The 21,002-nt window shown below is 63.5% G+C and carries 18 protein-coding genes; 12 read left to right on the forward strand and 6 right to left on the reverse strand.

Annotated features, from left to right (window positions below; genetic code table 11):
• Nucleotides 1–3 precede the first annotated feature (3 nt).
• From DIC66_RS03485 to pabB, 4 genes are all read left to right on the forward strand, one after another.
• A complete protein-coding gene (locus tag DIC66_RS03485; RefSeq protein ID WP_117174020.1) occupies nt 4–1,851 on the forward strand; it encodes a gamma-glutamyltransferase family protein in 1,848 nt (615 codons plus the stop codon).
• 35 nt (nt 1,852–1,886) lie between these two features.
• Nucleotides 1,887–3,809, forward strand: a complete 1,923-nt coding sequence (gene dnaG / locus DIC66_RS03490; protein ID WP_117174022.1) for a DNA primase — start codon at nt 1,887–1,889, stop codon at nt 3,807–3,809.
• Between the two features lie 214 nt (nt 3,810–4,023).
• On the forward strand, nt 4,024–6,321 hold the full coding sequence (gene rpoD, locus DIC66_RS03495) for an RNA polymerase sigma factor RpoD (protein WP_117174024.1): 2,298 nt from the start codon (nt 4,024–4,026) through the stop codon (nt 6,319–6,321).
• Between the two features lie 47 nt (nt 6,322–6,368).
• Nucleotides 6,369–8,225, forward strand: coding sequence for an aminodeoxychorismate synthase component I (pabB, locus tag DIC66_RS03500; RefSeq protein WP_117174026.1), 1,857 nt, complete (start codon nt 6,369–6,371; stop codon nt 8,223–8,225).
• Nucleotides 8,226–8,265: 40 nt separating this feature from the next.
• Here the strand turns inward: pabB and DIC66_RS03505 are convergent, their stop codons facing one another.
• The gene (locus DIC66_RS03505) at nt 8,266–8,553 is read right to left on the reverse strand and encodes a late competence development ComFB family protein (RefSeq protein WP_117174028.1); all 288 of its coding nucleotides are present in this window, start codon (nt 8,551–8,553) and stop codon (nt 8,266–8,268) included.
• 180 nt (nt 8,554–8,733) lie between these two features.
• On the opposite strand from DIC66_RS03505, the gene DIC66_RS03510 reads away from it, so the two are divergent.
• The 8 genes from DIC66_RS03510 to DIC66_RS03545 all read left to right on the forward strand — a co-directional run bounded on the left by DIC66_RS03510 (nt 8,734) and on the right by DIC66_RS03545 (nt 16,546).
• Nucleotides 8,734–9,045: a winged helix-turn-helix transcriptional regulator gene (locus DIC66_RS03510; protein WP_117174030.1), complete on the forward strand. Its 312-nt coding sequence runs from the start codon at nt 8,734–8,736 to the stop codon at nt 9,043–9,045.
• A gap of 109 nt (nt 9,046–9,154) precedes the next feature.
• Nucleotides 9,155–9,508, forward strand: coding sequence for an FKBP-type peptidyl-prolyl cis-trans isomerase (locus DIC66_RS03515; RefSeq protein WP_117174031.1), 354 nt, complete (start codon nt 9,155–9,157; stop codon nt 9,506–9,508).
• Between the two features lie 109 nt (nt 9,509–9,617).
• A complete protein-coding gene (grpE, locus tag DIC66_RS03520; protein ID WP_117174033.1) occupies nt 9,618–10,175 on the forward strand; it encodes a nucleotide exchange factor GrpE in 558 nt (185 codons plus the stop codon).
• 103 nt (nt 10,176–10,278) lie between these two features.
• Nucleotides 10,279–12,225 (forward strand): molecular chaperone DnaK, encoded by a 1,947-nt coding sequence (gene dnaK / locus DIC66_RS03525; RefSeq protein WP_117174035.1) that lies wholly within the window; start codon nt 10,279–10,281, stop codon nt 12,223–12,225.
• 106 nt (nt 12,226–12,331) lie between these two features.
• Nucleotides 12,332–13,474, forward strand: a complete 1,143-nt coding sequence (dnaJ, locus tag DIC66_RS03530) for a molecular chaperone DnaJ (protein WP_117174037.1) — start codon at nt 12,332–12,334, stop codon at nt 13,472–13,474.
• Nucleotides 13,475–13,561: 87 nt separating this feature from the next.
• Entirely contained in the window at nt 13,562–14,926 is a 1,365-nt protein-coding gene (locus DIC66_RS03535) for an MBL fold metallo-hydrolase RNA specificity domain-containing protein (RefSeq protein WP_117174039.1), read from the forward strand.
• 21 nt (nt 14,927–14,947) lie between these two features.
• The gene (gene trhO, locus DIC66_RS03540) at nt 14,948–15,877 is read left to right on the forward strand and encodes an oxygen-dependent tRNA uridine(34) hydroxylase TrhO (protein WP_117174041.1); all 930 of its coding nucleotides are present in this window, start codon (nt 14,948–14,950) and stop codon (nt 15,875–15,877) included.
• 3 nt (nt 15,878–15,880) lie between these two features.
• The gene (locus tag DIC66_RS03545; protein ID WP_117174043.1) at nt 15,881–16,546 is read left to right on the forward strand and encodes a glutathione S-transferase; all 666 of its coding nucleotides are present in this window, start codon (nt 15,881–15,883) and stop codon (nt 16,544–16,546) included.
• A gap of 17 nt (nt 16,547–16,563) precedes the next feature.
• Here the strand turns inward: DIC66_RS03545 and DIC66_RS03550 are convergent, their stop codons facing one another.
• The 5 genes from DIC66_RS03550 to DIC66_RS03570 all read right to left on the reverse strand — a co-directional run.
• A complete protein-coding gene (locus tag DIC66_RS03550; RefSeq protein ID WP_117174044.1) occupies nt 16,564–16,953 on the reverse strand; it encodes an MAPEG family protein in 390 nt (129 codons plus the stop codon).
• A gap of 17 nt (nt 16,954–16,970) precedes the next feature.
• Nucleotides 16,971–17,921, reverse strand: coding sequence for an NAD(P)H-dependent flavin oxidoreductase (locus tag DIC66_RS03555; RefSeq protein WP_117174046.1), 951 nt, complete (start codon nt 17,919–17,921; stop codon nt 16,971–16,973).
• Nucleotides 17,922–17,936: 15 nt separating this feature from the next.
• Nucleotides 17,937–19,727 carry an acyl-CoA dehydrogenase gene (locus tag DIC66_RS03560; protein WP_117174048.1) on the reverse strand — a complete coding sequence of 597 codons (1,791 nt, stop codon included), beginning with the start codon at nt 19,725–19,727 and terminating at the stop codon, nt 17,937–17,939.
• 68 nt (nt 19,728–19,795) lie between these two features.
• Entirely contained in the window at nt 19,796–20,728 is a 933-nt protein-coding gene (locus DIC66_RS03565) for an electron transfer flavoprotein subunit alpha/FixB family protein (RefSeq protein ID WP_117174050.1), read from the reverse strand.
• A partial coding sequence (locus DIC66_RS03570; protein WP_420820473.1) for an electron transfer flavoprotein subunit beta/FixA family protein occupies nt 20,729–21,002 on the reverse strand: 274 nt, incomplete at its 5' end.

Here is a 21,002-nt window from a genome sequence, read left to right on the forward strand (position 1 = left end):
ACCATGCACCCCCTTACGTCCCCACGTACCCGCTGGCTGGCACGCCTGGCCGGCCTGAACAGGGCCAGCCTGTGCGGCCTGCTGGCCGTGGCATCCCTTGCCGGCCAGGCCCACGCCCAGACACTGGCCCAGCCCGAGTTGCCCAGCGCCGTGGTGGACAAGCCAGGCTGGGCCACCCACACCTATGCGGTGGCGGCTGCCAACCCGCTGGCCGCCCAGGCCGGGCAGGAAATCCTGCAAGCCGGTGGCAGCGCACTTGACGCCGCGGTGGCCGTGCAGATGGTGCTCAATCTGGTGGAGCCGCAAAGCAGCGGCATCGGTGGCGGCGCCTTCATGATGCACTTTGATGGCCGCTATACCCAGGCCTATGACGGGCGCGAGACGGCACCGGCCGGAGCCACACCCGGGCTGTTTCTGGACGCTTCGGGCAAGCCCCTGGAGTTCATGCAGGCCGCAGTGGGCGGGCGCTCGGTGGGCGTGCCCGGTGCCCTGCGCATGCTCTACCTGGCCCATCTGGACCACGGCCGCCTGCCCTGGAAGGACTTGTTTGCACCGGCCATCCGGCTGGCCCGCAAGGGCTTTGCCATCAGCCCGCGCCTGGCCACCCTGCTCGCTGCTGATGAGGCCCTGAAGACCGACCCGGTAGCCCGCGCCTATTTTTATGACGGCCGCGGCCAGCCCTGGCCAGAGGGCCATGTGCTGCGCAACCCCGAGCTGGCCGCCGTGCTGCAATCCATTGCGGAGATCGGACCCGACGCCCTGATGCAGGGCAAGGTGGCACAGGCGATGGTGAAGAAGGTGCAGGCGCACGCCAACCCAGGCTCGCTGGCCCTGAGCGACCTGGCCGCCTACCAGCCGCTGCGTCGCGAGCCCCTGTGCTTTGACTACCAGCTCCGACCCCAGGCCCGAACCCTGCGCATCTGCGGCATGCCGCCGCCCAGCTCCGGCACCCTGGCCATAGGCCAGATTCTGGGCCTGCTGTCCAACACCCCGGGCGCCGACCAGCCACTGGCCGACGGCGTACCTGCTGCCCAGTGGCTGCACCTGTACACCGAAGCCGCGCGCCTGGCCTTTGCCGACCGCGCCCAGTACGTGGCCGACCCGGCCTTCACCCAAGCCCCGGCAGGCAACTGGTCCAGCCTGCTGGCGCCCGACTACCTGGCCGCACGCGCCAGACTGATCCAGCCCGACGGCCCGCGCATAGAGGCCGTGCAGCCCGGAACGCCCGGCCAGAGCCGCGTGGGCTACGCACCCATGCCTGCGCAACCCGAATACGGCACCTCGCACATCTCCATCGTGGATGCCAATGGCAACGCCCTGGCCATGACCACCACCATCGAGGCCGCCTGGGGTTCGCACCTGATGGTCAACCGCGGCCTGGGTCTGGCCGGTGGCTTTCTGCTCAACAACCAGCTCACCGACTTCAGCTTCACGCCCCAGGGCGCGGACGGCGCGCCGGTTGCCAACCGGGTGGAAGCGGGCAAGCGGCCGCGCTCTTCCATGTCACCGGTGCTGGTGTTCGACAAACAGAGCAAGCAGTTGCTGCTGAGTGCTGGCAGCCCTGGCGGCGCCATGATCATCCACTTCACGGCCAAGACCCTGCTGGGCATGATTGCCTGGGGCCTGGGCCCGCAGCAGGCCATCAACCTGCCCAATTTCGGCACCTTGGGTGGACCGCTGTTTTTGGAGCAGGGTCGCTTCAACCCGGCCGTAGTGAGCGCCCTGCAGGCGCGCGGCCACACGGTGTCAGAAACCCCCATGCCCAGCGGCCTGCAGGCCATCCAGCGCACACCAGGCGGCTGGCTGGGCGGTGCCGACCCGCGCCGTGAAGGCCTTGTGCTGGGCGACTGAAAAGCGACCAGAACCTTGTCCGCATAATTGCCCCCATGGCCATTCCCCAAACCTTCATCCAGGAACTCGTCGCCCGCGCTGACGTGGTGGAGATCGTCGGGCGCTATGTGCCACTGAAGAAGGCTGGCGCCAATTTCATGGGCCTGTGCCCTTTCCATGGCGAGAAGTCGCCCTCGTTCTCGGTCAGCCCCACCAAGCAGTTCTACCACTGCTTTGGCTGCGGCAAGAACGGCAACGCCATCAGCTTCCTGATGGACCATGCCGGCATGACCTTCATCGAGGCGGTGAAAGACCTGGCCCAGCAATACGGCATGCAGGTGCCCGAGGAAGAAGGCACGCCACAAGACCGCCAGCGCGCCCAGGAGCAGCGCGAGAAGCAGCACACCCTCACCAGCGTGCTCGAGCAGGCCGGCGACGCCTACCGCAAAGCCCTGCGGGAGTCCGAACGCGCCATTGCCTACTTCAAGGGCCGCGGCCTGTCGGGTGAGGTGGCCAAGCAGTTCGGCCTGGGCTATGCGCCCGAGGGCTGGCGCAGCCTGGCCAGCGTGTTCCCGCATTACGACGACCCCTTGTTGGTGGAGAGTGGCCTGGTGATCAGCACGGCGGAGGAAGACGGTGCCGATGAAAAACGCTATGACCGCTTCCGCGACCGTGTCATGTTCCCCATCCGCAACATCAAGGGCGAGTGCATAGGCTTTGGCGGACGCGTGCTGGGCGATGACAAACCCAAATACCTCAATTCTCCCGAGACCCCGGTGTTCAGCAAGGGCCGCGAGCTGTATGGCCTGTTTGAGGCCAGAGCCGCCCTGCGCGAGCAGGGCTATGTGCTGGTCACCGAAGGCTATATGGACGTGGTGGCGCTGGCGCAACTGGGCTTTCCCAATGCCGTGGCCACACTGGGCACGGCCTGCACCACCGAACACGTGCAAAAGCTGTTTCGCTTCACCGATTCGGTGGTCTTCAGCTTTGATGGCGATGGCGCCGGACGGCGCGCCGCGCGCAAGGCGCTGGATGGCGCCCTGCCCTTTGCATCGGACGTGCGCAGCATCAAATTCCTGTTTCTGCCGGCCGAACACGACCCGGACAGCTTTATCCGCGCCAATGGCCGCGAGGCATTTGCCCGCTACGTGTCCGAGGCCACGCCGCTGAGCCGCTTTCTGATCGAGTCGGCGCGCGAGGGCCTGGACCTCAACACCGCCGAGGGCCGCGCCCACCTCTCCAGCAACGCCAAGCCACTGTGGACGGTGATGCCCGAAGGGGCGCTGAAGATGCAACTGCTGGGCGAAATTGCCGACCTGGTGCAGCTCACCGGGCGCGAGCTCTCCGAGCTGTGGAACCCGCAGGCCCCCAGTGCCAAGCCCGCACGCGAAGGCGGCTGGAAAAAAGGCCAAGGCAAGTTCGGTCAAGACGGCTATGGCAAGGGTGGCTACGCGCAAGGCAAGGGATATGGCAACAGCTACGCACAGAGCCGCAGCACCAGCCGCCCCGGTGGCCGCTCGCAACCGGCCAGCCGCGCCGACCATGCCACCCGCATTCTCTTGGGCCAGTCGGCCCTGTGGGACACACTGAGCAATGAAGACCACAGCCTGCTGTGCCATCTGCCCGAGCCGCATGGTCCGCTGCTGGCCTGGCTGGAAGGACAAATGCATGAGCACGGCGCCATGCCCTGGGAGTCCCTGCGCGAGCAACTGCGCGAGCACCCAGGTGAGGAACTGGTGCTGCGCCTGATGTCCGGACCGGCCATTCCGGTGCAGCCCATGGACGAGTCCGCCCCGGAACTGCGCGACCTGCTCAACCGCATGCTGGTGGATGACATCAAGGCCCAGGAGACCGAGGCCATCGAGGCCGCCAAGTCCGACCCATCCGCGTTGCAGCGCTACAAAACCCTGCGCGAACGCAGGGTAGAACTCATGGCCGTGCTGGAAAAAGCACAAACCGAAGGTATAATCCAAGGTTGATTCGGCAAGAGCGACAGCAACACCTCCGGTACAGGCCACATGCAGACACCGTTCTCAGCAGGCCACCACACCGCAAGGATTGCATTCCAAATGTTCGCCCTCACATCTTGCCTTGGGAAGACTTCCCACCCTGCCACCTGAGGCCGTAAAGCGCGACCCGGTTGGCGTTCGATCTGTTCGCCCGATATTTTTTTTGATGACCCGAGGTTTTCGCATGCCCGTTCAAAAATCAGCCAAGCCAGTTCCGACCGCCGCCAAGTCCGCCGCCAAAACGGCCGCCAAGACCGACAAGAAAGCGAAACCTGTGCCTGTGTCCAAAACTGCTACCAAAGCCGCTGCTGCTGCCGCTACCGAAGAAATCGTAGTCAAAAAGAAACCCGGTCGCCCGCCCAAAGCGGCGGCCACTGAGGGCACTGCTCCGGCCACCGGCGCCAAGCGCGGCCGCAAGCCCAAGGCTGCAGCGGCCCCCGCAGGTGGCGGCGATGACATGGACATGTCCGACATTGAAGCCGACCTGGTAGGCGAGCCCGAAGTTGCCACCACGGCCACGGGCGAGAAAGTCAAGCCCCTGCGCATGAAGATCAGCAAGGCCAAAGAACGCGCCTTGATGAAGGAATTCGGTCTGGACGAGACCGTGCTGTCCGAAGAAGACATGGCCAAGCGCCGCGCGCGCCTCAAGGCCCTGATCACCCTGGGCAAGACCCGCGGCTACCTGACACACGGCGAAATCTCCGACCACCTGCCCGACAAGCTGATCGACGCTGAAACACTCGAAGTGGTGATCTCCATGTTGAACGACATGGGTGTGGCCGTGTACGAGCAGACGCCGGATGCGGAAACCCTGTTGCTCAACAACAATGTGTCCACCGCCGCCACCGTGGAAGAAGCCGAAGAAGAAGCCGAAGCGGCCCTGTCCACCGTGGACAGCGAGTTCGGCCGTACCACCGACCCCGTGCGCATGTACATGCGCGAAATGGGCACGGTCGAGCTGCTCACCCGCGAAGGCGAAATCGAGATCGCCAAGCGCATCGAAGGCGGCCTGATGGCCATGATGGAGGCCATCAGCGCGTCTCCTGCCACGATTGCCGAAATCCTGCGCCTGGGCGAAGAAATCCGCGAAGGCAAGGTCGTCATCACCACCGTGGTGGACGGCTTCTCCAACCCCAACGAGGCCGATGACTATGTGGCCGAAGAAGACTTCGACGAATTCGACGAAGGCGACGACGACGACGGCAAGGGCGGCTCCAAGGCGCTGACCAAGAAGCTCGAAGAACTCAAGAAGCAGGCGCTGGAGCGCTTTGACAAGCTGCGCGAGTTGTTCGAGAAAATCCACAAAATCTATGACAAGGAAGGCTACGGTACGCCCGCCTACGTCAAGACGCAAAAGGCCCTGAGCGAAGAGCTCATGACCATCCGCTTCACCGCCAAGGCCATCGAGAAGCTGTGCGACATGGTGCGCGGCCAGGTGGATGACGTGCGCAAGAAAGAACGCGAACTGCGCCGCATCATCGTGGACAAATGCGGCTACCCGCAGGAACAGTTCATTGCCGAATTCAGCGGCCGTGACAAGCACAACCAGCCCGCACCCAGCAACCTCCTGAACCTGAAGTGGATCGAGAAGCAGGCCGCATCCGGCAAGCCCTGGGCCGCCGTGATGGGCCGCAACATTCCGCCAGTGCAGGACATCCAGCAAAAGCTCACCGACCTGCAGTCGCAGGTGGTGGTGCCCCTGGCCCAGCTCAAGGACATCAACAAGCGCATGAATTCGGGCGAGTCCTCCAGCCGCGCGGCCAAGAAGGAAATGATCGAGGCCAATCTGCGTCTGGTGATCTCGATTGCCAAGAAGTACACCAACCGTGGTCTGCAGTTCCTCGATCTGATCCAGGAAGGCAACATCGGCCTGATGAAGGCGGTGGACAAGTTTGAATACCGCCGCGGCTACAAGTTCTCCACCTATGCCACCTGGTGGATTCGCCAGGCCATCACGCGCTCGATTGCCGACCAGGCCCGCACCATCCGTATTCCGGTGCACATGATCGAAACCATCAACAAGATGAACCGCATCAGCCGCCAGCACCTGCAGGAGTTTGGCTTCGAGCCTGATGCCTCGGTGCTTGCCGAGAAGATGGAGATCCCGGAAGACAAGATCCGCAAGATCATGAAGATCGCCAAGGAGCCCATCTCCATGGAAACGCCGATTGGTGACGATGACGACAGCCACCTGGGTGACTTCATCGAAGACGGTGCCAACACCGCCCCCATGGAAGCCGCCATGCAGGCCGGTCTGCGCGATGTGGTCAAAGACATCCTGGACAGCCTGACGCCCCGCGAAGCCAAGGTGCTGCGCATGCGTTTCGGTATCGAGATGACCTCCGACCACACCCTGGAAGAAGTGGGCAAGCAGTTTGACGTGACGCGTGAGCGCATCCGCCAGATCGAAGCCAAGGCTTTGCGCAAACTGAAACATCCAAGTCGCTCCGACAAACTGCGCAGCTTCACTGACACGCTGTAATAGGGAACGTGGGCTTTTCGCCCACGGCCTCTGTATCGGGAGTTGATTTGGACACTGTCTTTGTCCTGCTGGACGACTGCCACGCCACCGCGGCAGCACCCACCAGCAGGCTGTACAGCGCATTCGTGCGCGAGCACCGCTGCACCAACCCGCTGAATCTGGACGCCGTCTGGCAGGCCGTTGCCGCCGACCAGGCGCGTGGCCTGCATGCCGCCGTCTTTGCCGACTACGAATGGGGCGCCAAGCTGCTGCAGGCCGGGCACAGGCATCTGCCAAAGAGTGATGGCAGCAGCCTTCGGGTGCTGATGTTCCAGACCCTGCAACACCTGTCCACTGAGGCTGTTGCCGAATGGCTGGCGGCAAGAGATGGGAGTGATGCGCCAACCCCTGCGGGTATCTGCGACCTGCAGCCCAACGTGGACGCCGCACGCTTCAACGCCGACATCGCGCGCATACGCAGCCTGATCAGCCAGGGCGAGACCTACCAGGTCAACTACACCTTCAACAAGCACGGCTCGCACTACGGCACGCCCGTGGGCCTGTACCGCCGCCTGCGCGCCATGCAGCCGGTGGCCTTTGGCGTGCTGGCCGCCTTGCCACAAGACCACTGGGTGCTGTCAAGCTCGCCCGAGCTGTTTGTGCGCAACGAGAAAGGCCACCTCACCACCCGGCCCATGAAGGGCACGGCCTCGCGCCTGGCCGACAGCGCACAGGACGCAGCGCGGGCCCACTGGCTGGCACATGACGCCAAGAACCGTTCCGAGAACGTGATGATCGTGGACCTGCTACGCAATGACCTGGGCCGCATCTCCGAGATCGGTTCGGTGCACGTACCCAAGCTGTTTGCGGTGGAAACCTACCGCACCGTGCACCAGATGACCTCCACCGTAGAGTCCACCCTCTTACCCGGCCTGGACTTCCCTGCGGTGCTGCGCGCCCTTTTCCCTTGCGGGTCCATCACAGGCGCTCCCAAGGTGCACACCATGGACTTGATTGCCCAGCTGGAGTCCGAGCCGCGCGGCCTGTACTGCGGCGCCATCGGCTGGGTAGATGCACCGCAAGCCGGAGAAGCCGTGGGTGGCTTCTGCCTGTCGGTGGCCATACGCACGCTCCTGCTGGGGCCAGAGGCCCAGGGACTTCGCCCAGCCACCCTGGGTGTGGGCGGCGGCATTGTGCTGGACTCTGAAGCCCAGGACGAGTTTGCCGAAACCCAAGCCAAGGCCCGCTTTCTCACCCGCATGGACCCGGGCTTTACGCTGTTCGAAACCCTGCGCGTCAGCCGCGGGCAGGTACGCCATCTGGTGCAGCACCTGCAGCGCCTGCAGACCAGCGCGCGGACTTTGGGCTTTCAGATGGACGAGGCCACCGTGCGGGCGGCCCTGGCGCAGCAAGTGCAGGCGCTGGATGCGTCACAGACCTGGCGCCTGCGGCTGGACCTGCAGCACGACGGCGGCCTGCGCTGGCAGCATGCTGCAGTGGCTCCCTTGCCTGCGGGAGCGGCCCGGCTGGTACTGAGCAATAACGCAGTGCCGCCGCAGGAAGCCCCATTGCTGAACCACAAAACCTCCTTGCGCACGGCCTACGACGCAGCCATCCAGAAGGCCATGGCCCACGGTGCGTTTGATGCGCTGTTTTTGAACGCGCAGGGCGAAGTCACCGAAGGTGCGCGCAGCACCCTGTTCGCCAAGCTGAACGGGCACTGGTACACGCCCCCTTTGGCCAGCGGCGTGCTCTCAGGTGTGCTGCGTGGGCGCTTGCTCGCGCGCTGCCCGGGCATTGTGGAAAAGCGCCTCAGCCTGCAAGACGTGCAAAACGCCCAGGAACTGCGCATCGGCAGTGCGCTGCGCGGACTTCAGCGCGCCGCGTGGCTCCGGGACGCACAGGGCAAGGTGGTTCTGGTCTGACGGCCACGTGCCGTTTGCAGCAAGGCCCCGGAAGGAAGTATCAGCGGGTTGCGCGTGCCGTGCGTTCGCGCACCAGGGCGAATGAAAACTGCATCACTTCATCCAGCGCCTGCTGCATGGCCTGGCGCTCAGGTTCCGTGAGGTAGAACATCATGTCCACATCGTGGCGCACGTAGCGTGCGGGCAAGCGGTTCAGTGAGAGACAGGCCACGTCAGCCAGCATGTCGGCTGTGTAGTCCTCGTATTCAGGGGCATGGGCGCGGCGAGCCACCTCTTCAAATACCAGACGTTCATAGTAGTTGTGAACCTGGTCAAAGTTGTATTCCATGTATTTTCTCCATAGCCGGTTGCGCTCATGATATGCGGCAACCTTAGCACCGAGCCCAGCGGCTGACAAGGGTGACAGGCCTGCCTTTTTACATCCTTGGCCCGGCTAGCTATGATTCTTGTAGCAGGCCCCGAATTCCGCTAAGCTGGTGCAAACAGTGCAAGAACAAAGGTTGAATGAATGAGTGCAAAGGATTCGGCTGCCATGGGCCAATTGCTCAGCCTTTTGGAGTCACGCTATGCCATGCGGGTACTCTGGGCACTGCGCGATGGCCATGCACAGACCTTTCGCCTTTTGCAGGACAGCGTGGGCGGCATCACGCCCAACACCCTGAACACGCGCATCAAGGAATTGCGCGAAGCCGGCCTGGTCCACCACGAAGGCGTCGGCTATGTCCTGACACCTGCGGGCGCAGACCTTGCCAAACGCCTGGGTGAACTGCCCGCCTTTGCCAGCAAATGGGCTGCAGGCGTTTCCCGGCCGGTCAAATAGCCTGCAGGGCACGAAGCCCCGGCAGAGGCTTGCGGCATAATTTAGGGCTTTTCCGCTCGCGCCGCAGTCAGGCGCCGCAGCAGCGGCCAGATAAACCAAAGGATCATTCATGCAAACCACAGCAAGCGGACTTCAGTATTTGGACACCACCGTGGGCGAGGGCGCCGAGGCCGTTGCCGGCCAGCAGGTCAAGGTGCACTACACCGGCTGGCTCTACAACGACGATACCCAGGGCAGCAAGTTCGACTCCAGCAAAGACCGCGGTGACCCCTTTGTGTTCGGCCTGGGTGCCGGCATGGTCATCAAGGGCTGGGACGAAGGTGTGGCCGGCATGAAGGTGGGCGGCGCGCGCACCCTGATCATCCCCGCAGCACTGGGCTATGGCGCACGTGGCGCCGGTGGCGTGATTCCGCCCAATGCCACCCTCAAGTTCGACGTGGAACTGCTGGGCGTAGCCGGCTAAACAGCGGCCCGTGCCACCTGTGCTGCTGCCGGCAGCGCAGGGCTCTTGAAAGCGCTTTGATTGCCCCCACCTGCGGGGCAACGTTTTATCTGCAGGACGATTTACAAGCATGTCTGAACAAGCCTCCAACCCCACCCCTCCCCAGTCCAACCAGCCCAGCCCCGAAGAACTGGTTGCGGCCCTGAACGCCAATGAGGCCGATGCCATGGCCACCCTGCAGGCCGAACTGGCCACCTTGCAGGCCAAGAGCTCGGAGCTGGCCGACCAGTACCTGCGCGCCAAGGCCGATGCCGAAAACGCCCGCCGCCGCGCCGAAGAAGAAATCAGCAAGGCCCGCAAGTTTGCCGTGGAAGGCTTTGCTGAAAGCCTGCTGCCCGTGGCCGACAGCCTGGAAGCCGGCCTGATCATCAAGGACGCCACCGCTGAGCAAATCCGCGAAGGTGCCCAAGCCACGCTGCGCCAACTCATTGCCGCACTGGAGCGCAACAAGGTGATCGCCATCAACCCGGCCCCCGGCGCCAAGTTTGACCCGCACCAACACCAGGCCATCAGCGTGGTGCCCTCCGAGCACGAAGCCAACACCGTGGTCAGCGTGCTGCAAAAGGGCTACTCGATCGTGGAGCGCGTGCTGCGCCCGGCCCTGGTGACGGTGTCCGCCCCCAAATAAATACCAGCCAGGCAGCGCGCCGCTGGCGCGCAGGGCTTGAAAGCCGAATATCCGTCCACACTTTATGGACATCTGAATTTTTTTGAATAGCTAGGAGTACATCATGGGAAGAATCATTGGCATTGACCTCGGCACCACCAACAGCTGCGTGGCCATCATGGAGGGCAACACCCCCAAGGTGATCGAGAACGCCGAAGGCGCGCGCACCACCCCGTCCATCATTGCGTACCAGGAAGACGGCGAAGTGCTGGTGGGCGCGTCCGCCAAGCGCCAGTCGGTGACCAACCCCAAGAACACGCTGTACGCCGTCAAGCGCCTGATCGGCCGCAAGTTCACGGAAAAAGAAGTGCAAAAGGACATCGACCTGATGCCCTACAAGATTGCCGCTGCCGACAACGGTGACGCCTGGGTCGAAGTGCGCGGCAACCGCATGGCTCCCCAGCAGGTGTCGGCTGACATCCTGCGCAAGATGAAGAAGACCGCCGAAGACTACCTCGGCGAAGAAGTCACCGACGCCGTCATCACCGTGCCGGCCTACTTCAACGACGCACAGCGCCAAGCCACCAAGGACGCTGGCCGCATTGCCGGTCTGGACGTCAAGCGCATCATCAACGAACCCACGGCTGCGGCCCTGGCCTTCGGCCTGGACAAAAACGAAAAGGGCGACCGCAAGATTGCTGTGTATGACTTGGGCGGCGGCACCTTTGACGTGTCCATTATTGAGATCGCCGATGTCGATGGCGAAAAGCAATTCGAAGTGCTGTCCACCAACGGCGACACCTTCCTGGGTGGTGAAGACTTTGACCAGCGCATCATCGACTTCATCATTGCCGAGTTCAAGAAGGACCAGGGCGTTGATTTGGCCAAGGACGTGCTGGCCCTGCAGCGCCTGAAGGAAGCCGCCGAAAAGGCCAAGATCGAGCTCTCCAGCAGCAGCCAGACCGACATCAACCTGCCCTACATCACGGCTGACGCCTCCGGCCCCAAGCACCTGAGCATCAAGCTCACCCGCGCCAAGCTGGAAAGCCTGGTTGAAGAGCTGATCGAGCGCACCATTGCGCCTTGCCGCACCGCCATCAAGGACGCTGGCGTGAACGTGGCCGACATCCATGACGTGATCCTGGTCGGCGGTATGACCCGCATGCCCAAGGTGCAAGAGAAGGTCAAGGAGCTGTTCGGCCGTGAACCCCGCAAGGACGTGAATCCCGATGAAGCCGTGGCCGTGGGCGCTGCCATCCAGGGCCAGGTCTTGAGCGGTGACCGCAAGGACGTGCTGCTGTTGGACGTGACACCTTTGTCCCTGGGTATCGAAACCCTGGGCGGTGTCATGACCAAGATGATCACCAAGAACACCACCATCCCGACCAAGTTTGCCCAGACCTTCTCCACTGCCGACGACAACCAGCCGGCCGTGACCATCAAGGTGTTCCAGGGTGAGCGCGAGATTGCAGCGGTGAACAAGCTGCTCGGCGAGTTCAACCTCGAAGGCATCCCGCCGGCCGCGCGCGGCACGCCGCAGATCGAAGTGTCGTTTGACATTGACGCCAACGGCATCCTGCACGTGGGCGCCAAGGACAAGGGCACCGGCAAGGAAAACAAGATCACCATCAAGGCCAACTCCGGCCTGTCGGAAGAAGAAATCCAGAAGATGGTCAAGGACGCCGAGATCAACGCCGCCGACGACAAGAAAAAGCTGGAACTGGTGCAGGCCAAGAACGAGGCCGAAGCCAATGCCCACAGCGTCAAGAAGAGCCTGACCGAGTACGGCGACAAACTGGACGCCGGTGAGAAGGAAAAGATCGAAGCCGCCATCAAGGAAGTCGAAGACGCCCTGAAGTCGGAAGACAAGGACGCCATCAAAGCCAAGAGCGAAGCGCTGATGACCGTGAGCCAGAAGCTGGGCGAGAAGATGTACGCCGACATGCAGGCCAAGCAGGCTGCTGAAGCCGGTGGTGCTGAAGCTGCGCCCGAGCAGGCAGGCCAGGCATCAGCCAAGCCCGCAGACGACAACGTTGTGGACGCTGAAGTCAAGGAAGTCAAGAAGGGCTAAACCCCTTTGGCGTGTATTCGCCACATGCGCGCCGCGTTGGCCACCTTGGGTGACCCAACGCGGCTTTTGTGTTGTATTTTTTGTCGCGGATTGACCCCGATTTAACATGGCCAAAAGAGACTATTACGAAACGCTGGGCGTGCCCAAGAACGCCAGCGAAGAGGACATCAAGAAGGCCTATCGCAAGCTGGCGATGAAGCACCACCCGGACCGCAACCAGGGTGATACGACCAAAGCCGCCGAAGAGAAATTCAAGGAAGCCAAAGAAGCCTACGAGATGCTGTCGGACGCGCAAAAGCGCGCCGCCTACGACCAGTATGGCCATGCGGGCGTGGACCCCAACCGCGGTGGCGGCGGCGGTGGTGAGGGCTACGGCGGCTTTGCCGAAGCCTTTGGCGATATCTTTGGCGACATGTTCGGCCAGCAGCGCGGTGGCCGTCCTGGCGCCGGCGGTGGCCGCCAGGTGTTCCGTGGCAGCGACCTCAGCTACGCCATGGAAATCACCCTGGAAGAAGCTGCCCATGGCAAGGACGCGCAAATCCGCATCCCCAGCTGGGACAGCTGCGACACCTGCAAGGGCAGCGGCGCCAAGCCTGGCACCCAGGTCAAGACCTGCAGCACCTGCAGCGGCGCAGGCACGGTGCAGATGCGCCAGGGCTTCTTCAGCGTGCAGCAAACCTGCCCCACTTGCCGCGGCAATGGCAAGGTCATCCCCGAACCGTGTGCAGCCTGCCACGGCCAGGGCAAGATCAAGCGCCAGAAGACGCTGGAAGTCAAAATCCCTGCCGGTATTGACGGCGGCATGCGCATCCGCAGCGCAGGTAACGGCGAGCCCGGCACCAATGGCGGCCCGGCCGGTGACCTGTACATCGAGATCCGCCTGAAGAAGCACGACATCTTCGAGCGCGATGGCGATGACATCCACTGCTCGGTGCCCATCAGCATGGTGACAGCCGCACTCGGTGGCGAGATCGACGTGCCCACGCTGGCCGGCAAGGCAGCCATCGACATTCCCGAGGGCACGCAGACCGGCAAGCAGTTCCGCCTGCGCGGCAAGGGAATCAAGGGCGTGCGTGCCAGCTACCCTGGCGACCTGTACTGCCACATCGCGGTAGAGACGCCGGTCAAGCTGAGCGAGCACCAGCGCAAGCTGCTGCGCGAGCTTGATGAATCCTTCAAGAAGGGTGGCAGCAAGCATTCGCCCTCAGGCGATAGTTGGTCGGACCGTTTGAAGAGTTTCTTCAGCTAATCCAGCCAGGATTGCGCCAGTCGCTATCCAAGCCATGCCGCCAGGTCTATAAAAGGGCCTGGCGGCATTTTTCTTTGGAGGTGCACCATGGGCGTGAACATCAGCTTTCTGGGCGGGGCCGACACGGTTACCGGCTCCAAGTACCTGGTCCGGCATGGCAACGAGAGCCTGCTGGTGGACTGTGGCCTGTTCCAGGGCTACAAGCAGCTACGCCTGCGCAACTGGACGCCGCTGCCGGTGCTGCCGAATGCAGTGGGGGCGGTGCTGCTGACCCATGCCCATCTGGACCACAGCGGCTACCTGCCCCTGCTGGTCAAAGAGGGCTTTGCCGGCCCGGTGCTTGCGTCCGCCGGTACGCGCGACCTGTGCACCATCCTCTTGCCCGACAGCGGTCACCTGCAGGAAGAAGACGCCGGCTTTGCCAACCGCCACGGCTTCTCCAAACACACACCGGCCCTGCCCCTGTACACCCGCCAGGATGCGCTGGACTGCCTGCCGCACATCCGGGCTGTGCCTCTGCACCAGGCCTTCTCGCCCTTGCCCGGCTGGCGCGCCACGTTCAGCTCGGCCGGGCACATCCTGGGCGCCTGCAGCATCCTGCTGGAAGTGGCGGGCCGTCGCATCCTGTTCTCTGGCGATCTGGGCCGCCCCGATGACAGCCTGATGCTCCCACCCGACCGGCCGCCCATGGCCGATACCGTCCTCATCGAATCCACCTACGGCGACCGCAGCCACCCTGCAGACACCTTGCTGGCCGAGTTGGGCCCGGCCCTCAAGCGCCTGGCCGCACGCGGCGGTGTGGCCGTGGTACCGGTGTTTGCCGTGGGCCGCGCCCAGGCCTTGCTGCATGCCATCCACCAGCTCAAGTCCAGCGGCGAGGTTCCACACGCCCTGCCCGTCTTCCTGGACAGCCCCATGGCCGTGCACACCACCCACCTGTTTGAACACCACCCCGGCGAACACCGCCTGAACGCCAGCGAGGTGCGGGCCCTCACCCACAGCGCCACCATGGTCAGCAGCGTGGATGAGTCCAAGGCCCTGGCCGCGCGCCACGGCCCCATGGTGATTCTGTCGGCCAGCGGCATGGCCACCGGCGGGCGCGTGCTGCACCACCTGGAGCAGCATGCGGGTAAAGAGCGCAACATGGTCATCCTCACCGGTTACCAGGCCCCCGGCACGCGCGGTGCCACCCTGGCCAGCGGCGCCAGCAGTGTGCGCATCCACGGGCGCGATGTGGCGGTCCAGGCCGAGGTGGTGACACTGCAATCCGCCTCGGCACATGCCGATGGTGGGCAACTAATGGACTGGCTGAAGTCCATGCCCGCAGCCCCCGCGCAGGTGTACGTGGTGCACGGCGAGCGCGCCGCGTCCGACACCTTGCGCGCGCGCATCGAGCACACGCTGGGTTGGCGCGCCCTGGTACCTGAACACGGGTCCACCTGGCCTGCCTGATGGACGTTGCAAAATAGGGGCATGTCCGCCCCGTACCTGACCGCAGCCTTTTACAAATTTGTCGCCCTGCCCGACTTCGAATCCCGCAAGCCGCCGCTGCTGGCCTTGTGCCAGCAGCGCCAGGTCAAAGGCCTGATCCTGCTGGCCAGCGAGGGCATCAACAGCACCATCGCAGGTGCGGCGGACGATGTGCGTGCCGTGCTGGACTATCTGCGCGCAGACCCGCTGTTGGCCGACTTGCAGCACAAGGAGTCGTGGTCGCACAAGGCACCCTTTCACCGCATGAAGGTGCGGCTCAAGAAAGAAATTGTCACCATGCAGGTGCCCGGCATCAGCCCCACCCACATGGCCGGTACCTATGTCAAACCGGCTGACTGGAACGCACTGATTGCTGACCCGGAGGTGGTGGTGGTGGACACGCGCAACGACTACGAGGTGGAGATTGGCAGCTTTGCCCACGCCATCAACCCGCAGCTCAAAACCTTTGCCGAGCTGCCCGCCTGGCTGGATGCGCAGCCGCAACTCGCGGCGGCGGCATCCGGCAAGAAACCCAAAGTGGCCATGTTCTGCACCGGCGGCATACGCTGCGAAAAGTCCACCGCCTACCTGCGCGCGCAGGGCTTTGAAGAGGTCTTCCATCTCGAAGGCGGCATCCTCAAATACCTGGAGACTGTGGAGCCCGCAGACAGCCTGTGGACGGGCGAGTGCTTCGTGTTTGACGAACGCGTATCCGTGGGCCACGGCCTTAAGCCCGGGCCGCACGCCCTGTGCCGCGCCTGCCGCCAGCCGCTGGAGCCAGGCGCAACAGACTCCCCTTTGTATGAAGCCGGTGTAAGTTGCCCGCGCTGCCACGCCAGCACCTCGGACGCGCAGAAGAACGGCGCCCGCGAACGCCAGCGCCAGTGGGAGCTGGCGAAGGCGCGCCAGCAGACGCATATTGGTGATACCTGAGCCATGCGCGCGCCGGTCCTGTACTCCTTTCGCCGCTGCCCCTATGCCATGCGCGCACGCCTGGCGCTGCAGGCCAGTGGCCTGGAAGTGGAACTGCGCGAGATCCTGTTGAAAGACAAGCCCCCTGCCCTGCTGCAGGCGTCACCCAAGGGCACGGTGCCGGTGCTGGTGCTGCCCGATGGACCGGTGCTGGAGCAGAGCCTGGAGATCATGCACTGGGCCTTGCAGCAACATGACCCCTTGAAATGGCTGCCCACGGACGACGTTGCCATCGACGATACCCTGGCCTGCATAGCCACCAATGACGGCCCCTTCAAGCAAGCCCTGGACCGCTATAAATACCCGACCCGCTTTGGGCTTGTCGACGGACAGGCGCCGCGTGCTGAAGGTTGCAAGGTCCTGCAGGCTTGGGAGCTGCGCCTGCAACGGCAGGCGTTTTTGGGCGGCTCACAGTGGGGCTTGGTGGATGCGGCGATTGCACCCTTTGTGCGCCAGTTTGCGCATACCGACTTGCCATGGTTTGCCGCACAAGACTGGCCGCGTCTGCGCCAGTGGCTGCAGGCCTTTGAAGATTCAGCGGCCTTTGCCGCCGTGATGCAAAAAGAGGCGGTGTGGACGGCCGGCGATGCGCCACGCCTCACGCGCTTTGCTCCACCGGCTGCGCCCTGACACAGCCCTGTGCCAGCTTAGTAGGCGCTGCCCTTGAGCACAAGGCCCACCAACACCGCAAGCAGCATGGCCAGTATCGGGAAGATGCTCAAAGCGAAACCCAGGGTACGGCTGGCCGGGTCTTTGCTGTAGGCGCGCCAGTACACCAGCCGACCCACCAGGTACACCGCACCACCAAGGGCCACCAGGCTGGGCGACCAGTAACGGGCTGCCAGGTACATGGCAGGCAGAAGCGGCACCAACAACTCCAGCGTGTTCATATGCACCCGGTACATGCGCTCGAACTGCGGATGCCCGCTTGTGGCGGGCGCATGCACGCCGTATTTGCCGCGGGCACCGCCCACCATCACACCGAAGGCAATAAATTGCAGCACGGCCAGCACGGCCACCAGGTCAATCCACATCATGGGGTTTGTCTCTCTTGTTAAAGTATTCGGGCGCGTGCCGCAGCATACTCGCGCTTGAGCTGCGCAATGTAGCTGGACGCCGACTGCACCTGGGTCACGGCGCCAATGCCCTGGCCGCAACCCCAGATTTCTTTCCAGGCCTTGGCCTTGTCGCCGGCAAAGTTCATCGCGCTGGGGTCGCTTACCGGCAACTTGTCGGGGTCCATGCCCGCAGCGCGAATGCTGGGCGCCAGGTAGTTACCGTGCACGCCGGTAAACAGGTTGCTATAGACAATGTCATCCGAGTCGCTGGCCACGATGCACTGCTTGTACTCCTGCACAGCGCGCGCCTCTTCGGTGGCAATGAAGGCCGAGCCAATATAGGCAAAGTCCGCACCCATGGCCTGCGCCGCCAGCACGGCATCGCCGGTGGCAATGGCGCCACTGAGCGCCAGCGGGCCGTCAAACCACTGGCGGATTTCCTGCACCAGGGCAAACGGGCTTTTTACGCCCGCATGGCCCCCGGCCCCAGCGGCTACGGCGATCAGGCCGTCGGCGCCTTTTTCAATCGCCTTGTGCGCATGCTTGTTGTTGATGATGTCGTGCAGCACCACACCGCCATAGGAATGCGCGGCCGCGTTCACGTCTTCGCGCGCACCCAGCGAGGTGATGATGATGGGCACCTTGTACTTCACGCACAGGGCCATGTCGTGCTCCAGCCGCGCATTGCTCTTGTGCACGATCTGGTTGATGGCAAAGGGCGCGGCCGGGCTCTCGGGATGCGCCCTGTCGTGCGCTGCCAGCGCCTCGGTGATCTCGATCAGCCACTCTTCCAACTGCTCGGCAGGCCGGGCGTTGAGTGCGGGCATGGAGCCCACCACGCCATTGATGCACTGGGCAATCACCAGTTTGGGGTTGCTGATGATGAAGAGGGGCGAGCCGATCACCGGAAAAGGCAAACGGTCCAGAGGCGGTGGCAGTTTTGACATGGTGGTCCCCAGGTTTTAGAACGCGTCCAGCGCCATGGCGGTGACGCTTTCCGAGCCGTCCACAATGGCGTCGCGCACACCGGGCGCCTGGCTCAGGATGTGGTCGGCATAAAAGCGCGCAGTGGTGACCTTGGCCTGCATGAAGGCCATATCGTTGCCGGCAGCCACGGCCTTCTCGGCCACCAGCAGGGCACGCGCCATTTGCCAGCCCGACATCAGATTGCCGGCGAGCATCAGATACGGCACGCTGCCAGCAAACACGGCATTCGGGCTCGCCTTGGTGTTGCCGGCCACAAAGTCCACCACGTCCAGGAAGGCCAGACGTGCGGCCTTCAGGCGCTTGGCCACGGCCAGTGCGTGGGCTGTGCCGCTTGCGAGCAGTTCGGCTTCAGTCGTCTCGATCTGGCCGGCAATGCCCTTGGCTGTCTGGCCGCCGTCGCGCGCCGTTTTGCGGCCCACCAGGTCGTTGGACTGGATGGCGGTGGTGCCTTCGTAAATCGTCAGGATCTTGGCATCGCGGTAGTACTGGGCCACACCGGTTTCTTCAATGTAGCCCATGCCGCCATGCACTTGCACGGCCAGCGAGGTCACGGTGAGGCTCATCTCGGTGCTATAGCCCTTGACCAGCGGCACCATGAATTCATAGAAGGCCTGGTTGGCTTTGCGCGTATCAGCATCAGGATGGTGGTGGGCGGCGTCATAGGCGCTGGCGGCTGTGGTGGCCATGGCGCGGCAGCCTTCGGTGTAAGCACGCATGGTCATGAGCATGCGGCGCACATCGGGGTGGTTGATGATGGGGCCTGCAGCAGGCAGCGATCCATCCACCGGGCGGCTCTGGATGCGGTCGCGCGAGAAGGTTACGGCCTGCTGGTAGGCGCGCTCGGCAATCGCAATGCCCTGCACGCCCACGGCGTAGCGGGCCGCATTCATCATGATGAACATGTACTCCAGGCCCCGGTTTTCCTGGCCCACCAGATAGCCGATGGCGCCGCCGTGGTCACCGTACTGCAGAACAGCGGTGGGGCTGGCCTTGATGCCCATCTTGTGCTCGATGCTCACGCAGTGCACATCGTTGCGTGCGCCCAGGCTTCCGTCACCGTTCACCAGAAATTTGGGCACTACAAAGAGAGAAATACCCTTCACACCTTCGGGTGCGCCCTGCACACGGGCCAGCACCAAGTGCACGATGTTGTCGGCCATGTCGTGCTCACCCCAGGTGATGAAGATCTTGGTGCCAAACACCTTGTAGCTGCCGTCGGGCAGCGGCTCGGCGCGGGTGCGCACTGCAGCCAGGTCAGAGCCGGCTTGCGGCTCGGTCAGGTTCATGGTGCCGGTCCAGGTGCCGCTGATGAGCTTTTCCAGGTAAACGGCGTTGAGCTCGTCCGAGCCGGCGGTCAGCAGCGCTTCAATGGCGCCGTCGCTCAGCAGCGGGCACAGGGCAAAGCTCATGTTGGCGCTGTTGCACATCTCGATGCAGGCCGCACCGATGGTCTTGGGCAGGCCCTGGCCGCCAAAGTCTGCGGGGTGCTGCAGGCCTTGCCAACCGGCCTCGGCGTATTGCTTGAAGGCTTCCTTGAAGCCGGGGGTTGCGGTGACCACACCGTCTTTGAAGCTGGTGGGGTGCTGGTCGCCGGTCCAGTTGAGCGGGGCGAGCACGCCCTCGTTGAACTTGGCAGCTTCTTCCAGCACGGCCTGGGCGGTATCCAGACCGGCATCGGCAAAGGCCGGGATCTGCGCGATCTGCTCAATGTTGGCCAGGTGTTCGATGTTGAACAGCATGTCCTTGACGGGGGCGGTGTAACTCATGATGACTCCACAGATAAAAATTCGAAAAAAAAGGGCACCTCAATGGATGCCCTTGTACGCTGTGCAAATTACAGCGCCTTGACCAGTTCAGGCACGGCCTCAAAGAGGTCAGCCACCAGGCCATAGTCGGCCACGCTGAAGATGGGTGCTTCGGCATCCTTGTTGATGGCCACAATCACCTTGCTGTCCTTCATGCCGGCCAGATGCTGGATGGCGCCGCTGATGCCGCAAGCCACATAGAGCTGGGGAGCGACGATCTTGCCGGTCTGGCCCACTTGCCAGTCGTTGGGCGCGTAGCCCGCATCCACCGCGGCACGGCTGGCACCCATGGCCGCACCGAGCTTGTCAGCGAGCGGCGTGATGATCTCGGTGAACTTCTCGCTGGAGCCCAAGGCCCGGCCACCGCTGACGATGATTTTGGCGCTGGTCAGTTCGGGGCGGTCGTTGCGGGCAATCTCGGAGCCCAGGAAGCTCACGCTGGCAGCGGCGGCAACGGCAGCGATGCTGTCCACGGCGGCACTGCCACCGGTAGCTGCTGCCGGGTCGAAGCCGGTGGTGCGCACTGTCAGGACCTTGGTGGCGTCCGTCGCCTGCACGGTGGCCATGGCATTGCCGGCGTAGATGGGACGCTCAAAGGTGTCGGGACTGATCACCTTGGTGATGTCGCTCACCTGGCCGACATCGAGCTTGGCGGCCACGCGCGGGGCGATGTTCTTGCCCGAAGCTGTGGCGGCAAAGACGATGTGGCTGTAGGCGGAGGCAATGGAGAGAACTTGCGCCGTGACGTTCTCGGCCAGGCCATGGGCCAGACCGGCTTCATCGGCATGGATGACTTTGGCCACACCAGCGATTTGCGCGGCCGCAGTAGCCGCAGCGCCTGCGTTGTGGCCAGCAACGAGTACATGCACATCGCCACCGCATTGCAGGGCTGCTGTGATGGTGTTGAGCGTGGCAGCTTTGATGGATGTGTTGTCGTGTTCGGCAATTACAAGAGAAGTCATTTAGATCACCTTCGCTTCGTTTTTCAATTTGTCGACCAATGCAGCCACATCGGCCACCTTGATACCGGCGCTGCGCACCGGCGGCTCCACCACTTTGAGGGTCTTGATGCGGGGGGCAACATCCACACCCAAGTCTTCGGGCTTCACGGTTTCCAGCGGCTTCTTCTTGGCCTTCATGATGTTGGGCAGCGTGACGTAGCGCGGCTCGTTCAGGCGCAGGTCGGTGGTGATGATGGCGGGCAGGGTCAGGCTCAGGACTTCCGAGCCGCCGTCC

Source organism: Rhodoferax lacus, assembly GCF_003415675.1.
GTDB lineage: Bacteria > Pseudomonadota > Gammaproteobacteria > Burkholderiales > Burkholderiaceae_C > Allorhodoferax > Allorhodoferax lacus.

Coding starts and splice junctions, on each gene's coding strand:
- DIC66_RS03485 (WP_117174020.1), top strand. CDS start 4: ATGCACCCCCTTACGTCCCCACGTACCCGCTGGCTGGCACGCCTGGCC.
- dnaG (WP_117174022.1), top strand. CDS start 1,887: ATGGCCATTCCCCAAACCTTCATCCAGGAACTCGTCGCCCGCGCTGAC.
- rpoD (WP_117174024.1), top strand. CDS start 4,024: ATGCCCGTTCAAAAATCAGCCAAGCCAGTTCCGACCGCCGCCAAGTCC.
- DIC66_RS03505 (WP_117174028.1), bottom strand. CDS start 8,553: ATGGAATACAACTTTGACCAGGTTCACAACTACTATGAACGTCTGGTA.
- DIC66_RS03510 (WP_117174030.1), top strand. CDS start 8,734: ATGAGTGCAAAGGATTCGGCTGCCATGGGCCAATTGCTCAGCCTTTTG.
- DIC66_RS03515 (WP_117174031.1), top strand. CDS start 9,155: ATGCAAACCACAGCAAGCGGACTTCAGTATTTGGACACCACCGTGGGC.
- grpE (WP_117174033.1), top strand. CDS start 9,618: ATGTCTGAACAAGCCTCCAACCCCACCCCTCCCCAGTCCAACCAGCCC.
- dnaK (WP_117174035.1), top strand. CDS start 10,279: ATGGGAAGAATCATTGGCATTGACCTCGGCACCACCAACAGCTGCGTG.
- dnaJ (WP_117174037.1), top strand. CDS start 12,332: ATGGCCAAAAGAGACTATTACGAAACGCTGGGCGTGCCCAAGAACGCC.
- DIC66_RS03535 (WP_117174039.1), top strand. CDS start 13,562: ATGGGCGTGAACATCAGCTTTCTGGGCGGGGCCGACACGGTTACCGGC.
- trhO (WP_117174041.1), top strand. CDS start 14,948: ATGTCCGCCCCGTACCTGACCGCAGCCTTTTACAAATTTGTCGCCCTG.
- DIC66_RS03545 (WP_117174043.1), top strand. CDS start 15,881: ATGCGCGCGCCGGTCCTGTACTCCTTTCGCCGCTGCCCCTATGCCATG.
- DIC66_RS03550 (WP_117174044.1), bottom strand. CDS start 16,953: ATGATGTGGATTGACCTGGTGGCCGTGCTGGCCGTGCTGCAATTTATT.
- DIC66_RS03555 (WP_117174046.1), bottom strand. CDS start 17,921: ATGTCAAAACTGCCACCGCCTCTGGACCGTTTGCCTTTTCCGGTGATC.
- DIC66_RS03560 (WP_117174048.1), bottom strand. CDS start 19,727: ATGAGTTACACCGCCCCCGTCAAGGACATGCTGTTCAACATCGAACAC.
- DIC66_RS03565 (WP_117174050.1), bottom strand. CDS start 20,728: ATGACTTCTCTTGTAATTGCCGAACACGACAACACATCCATCAAAGCT.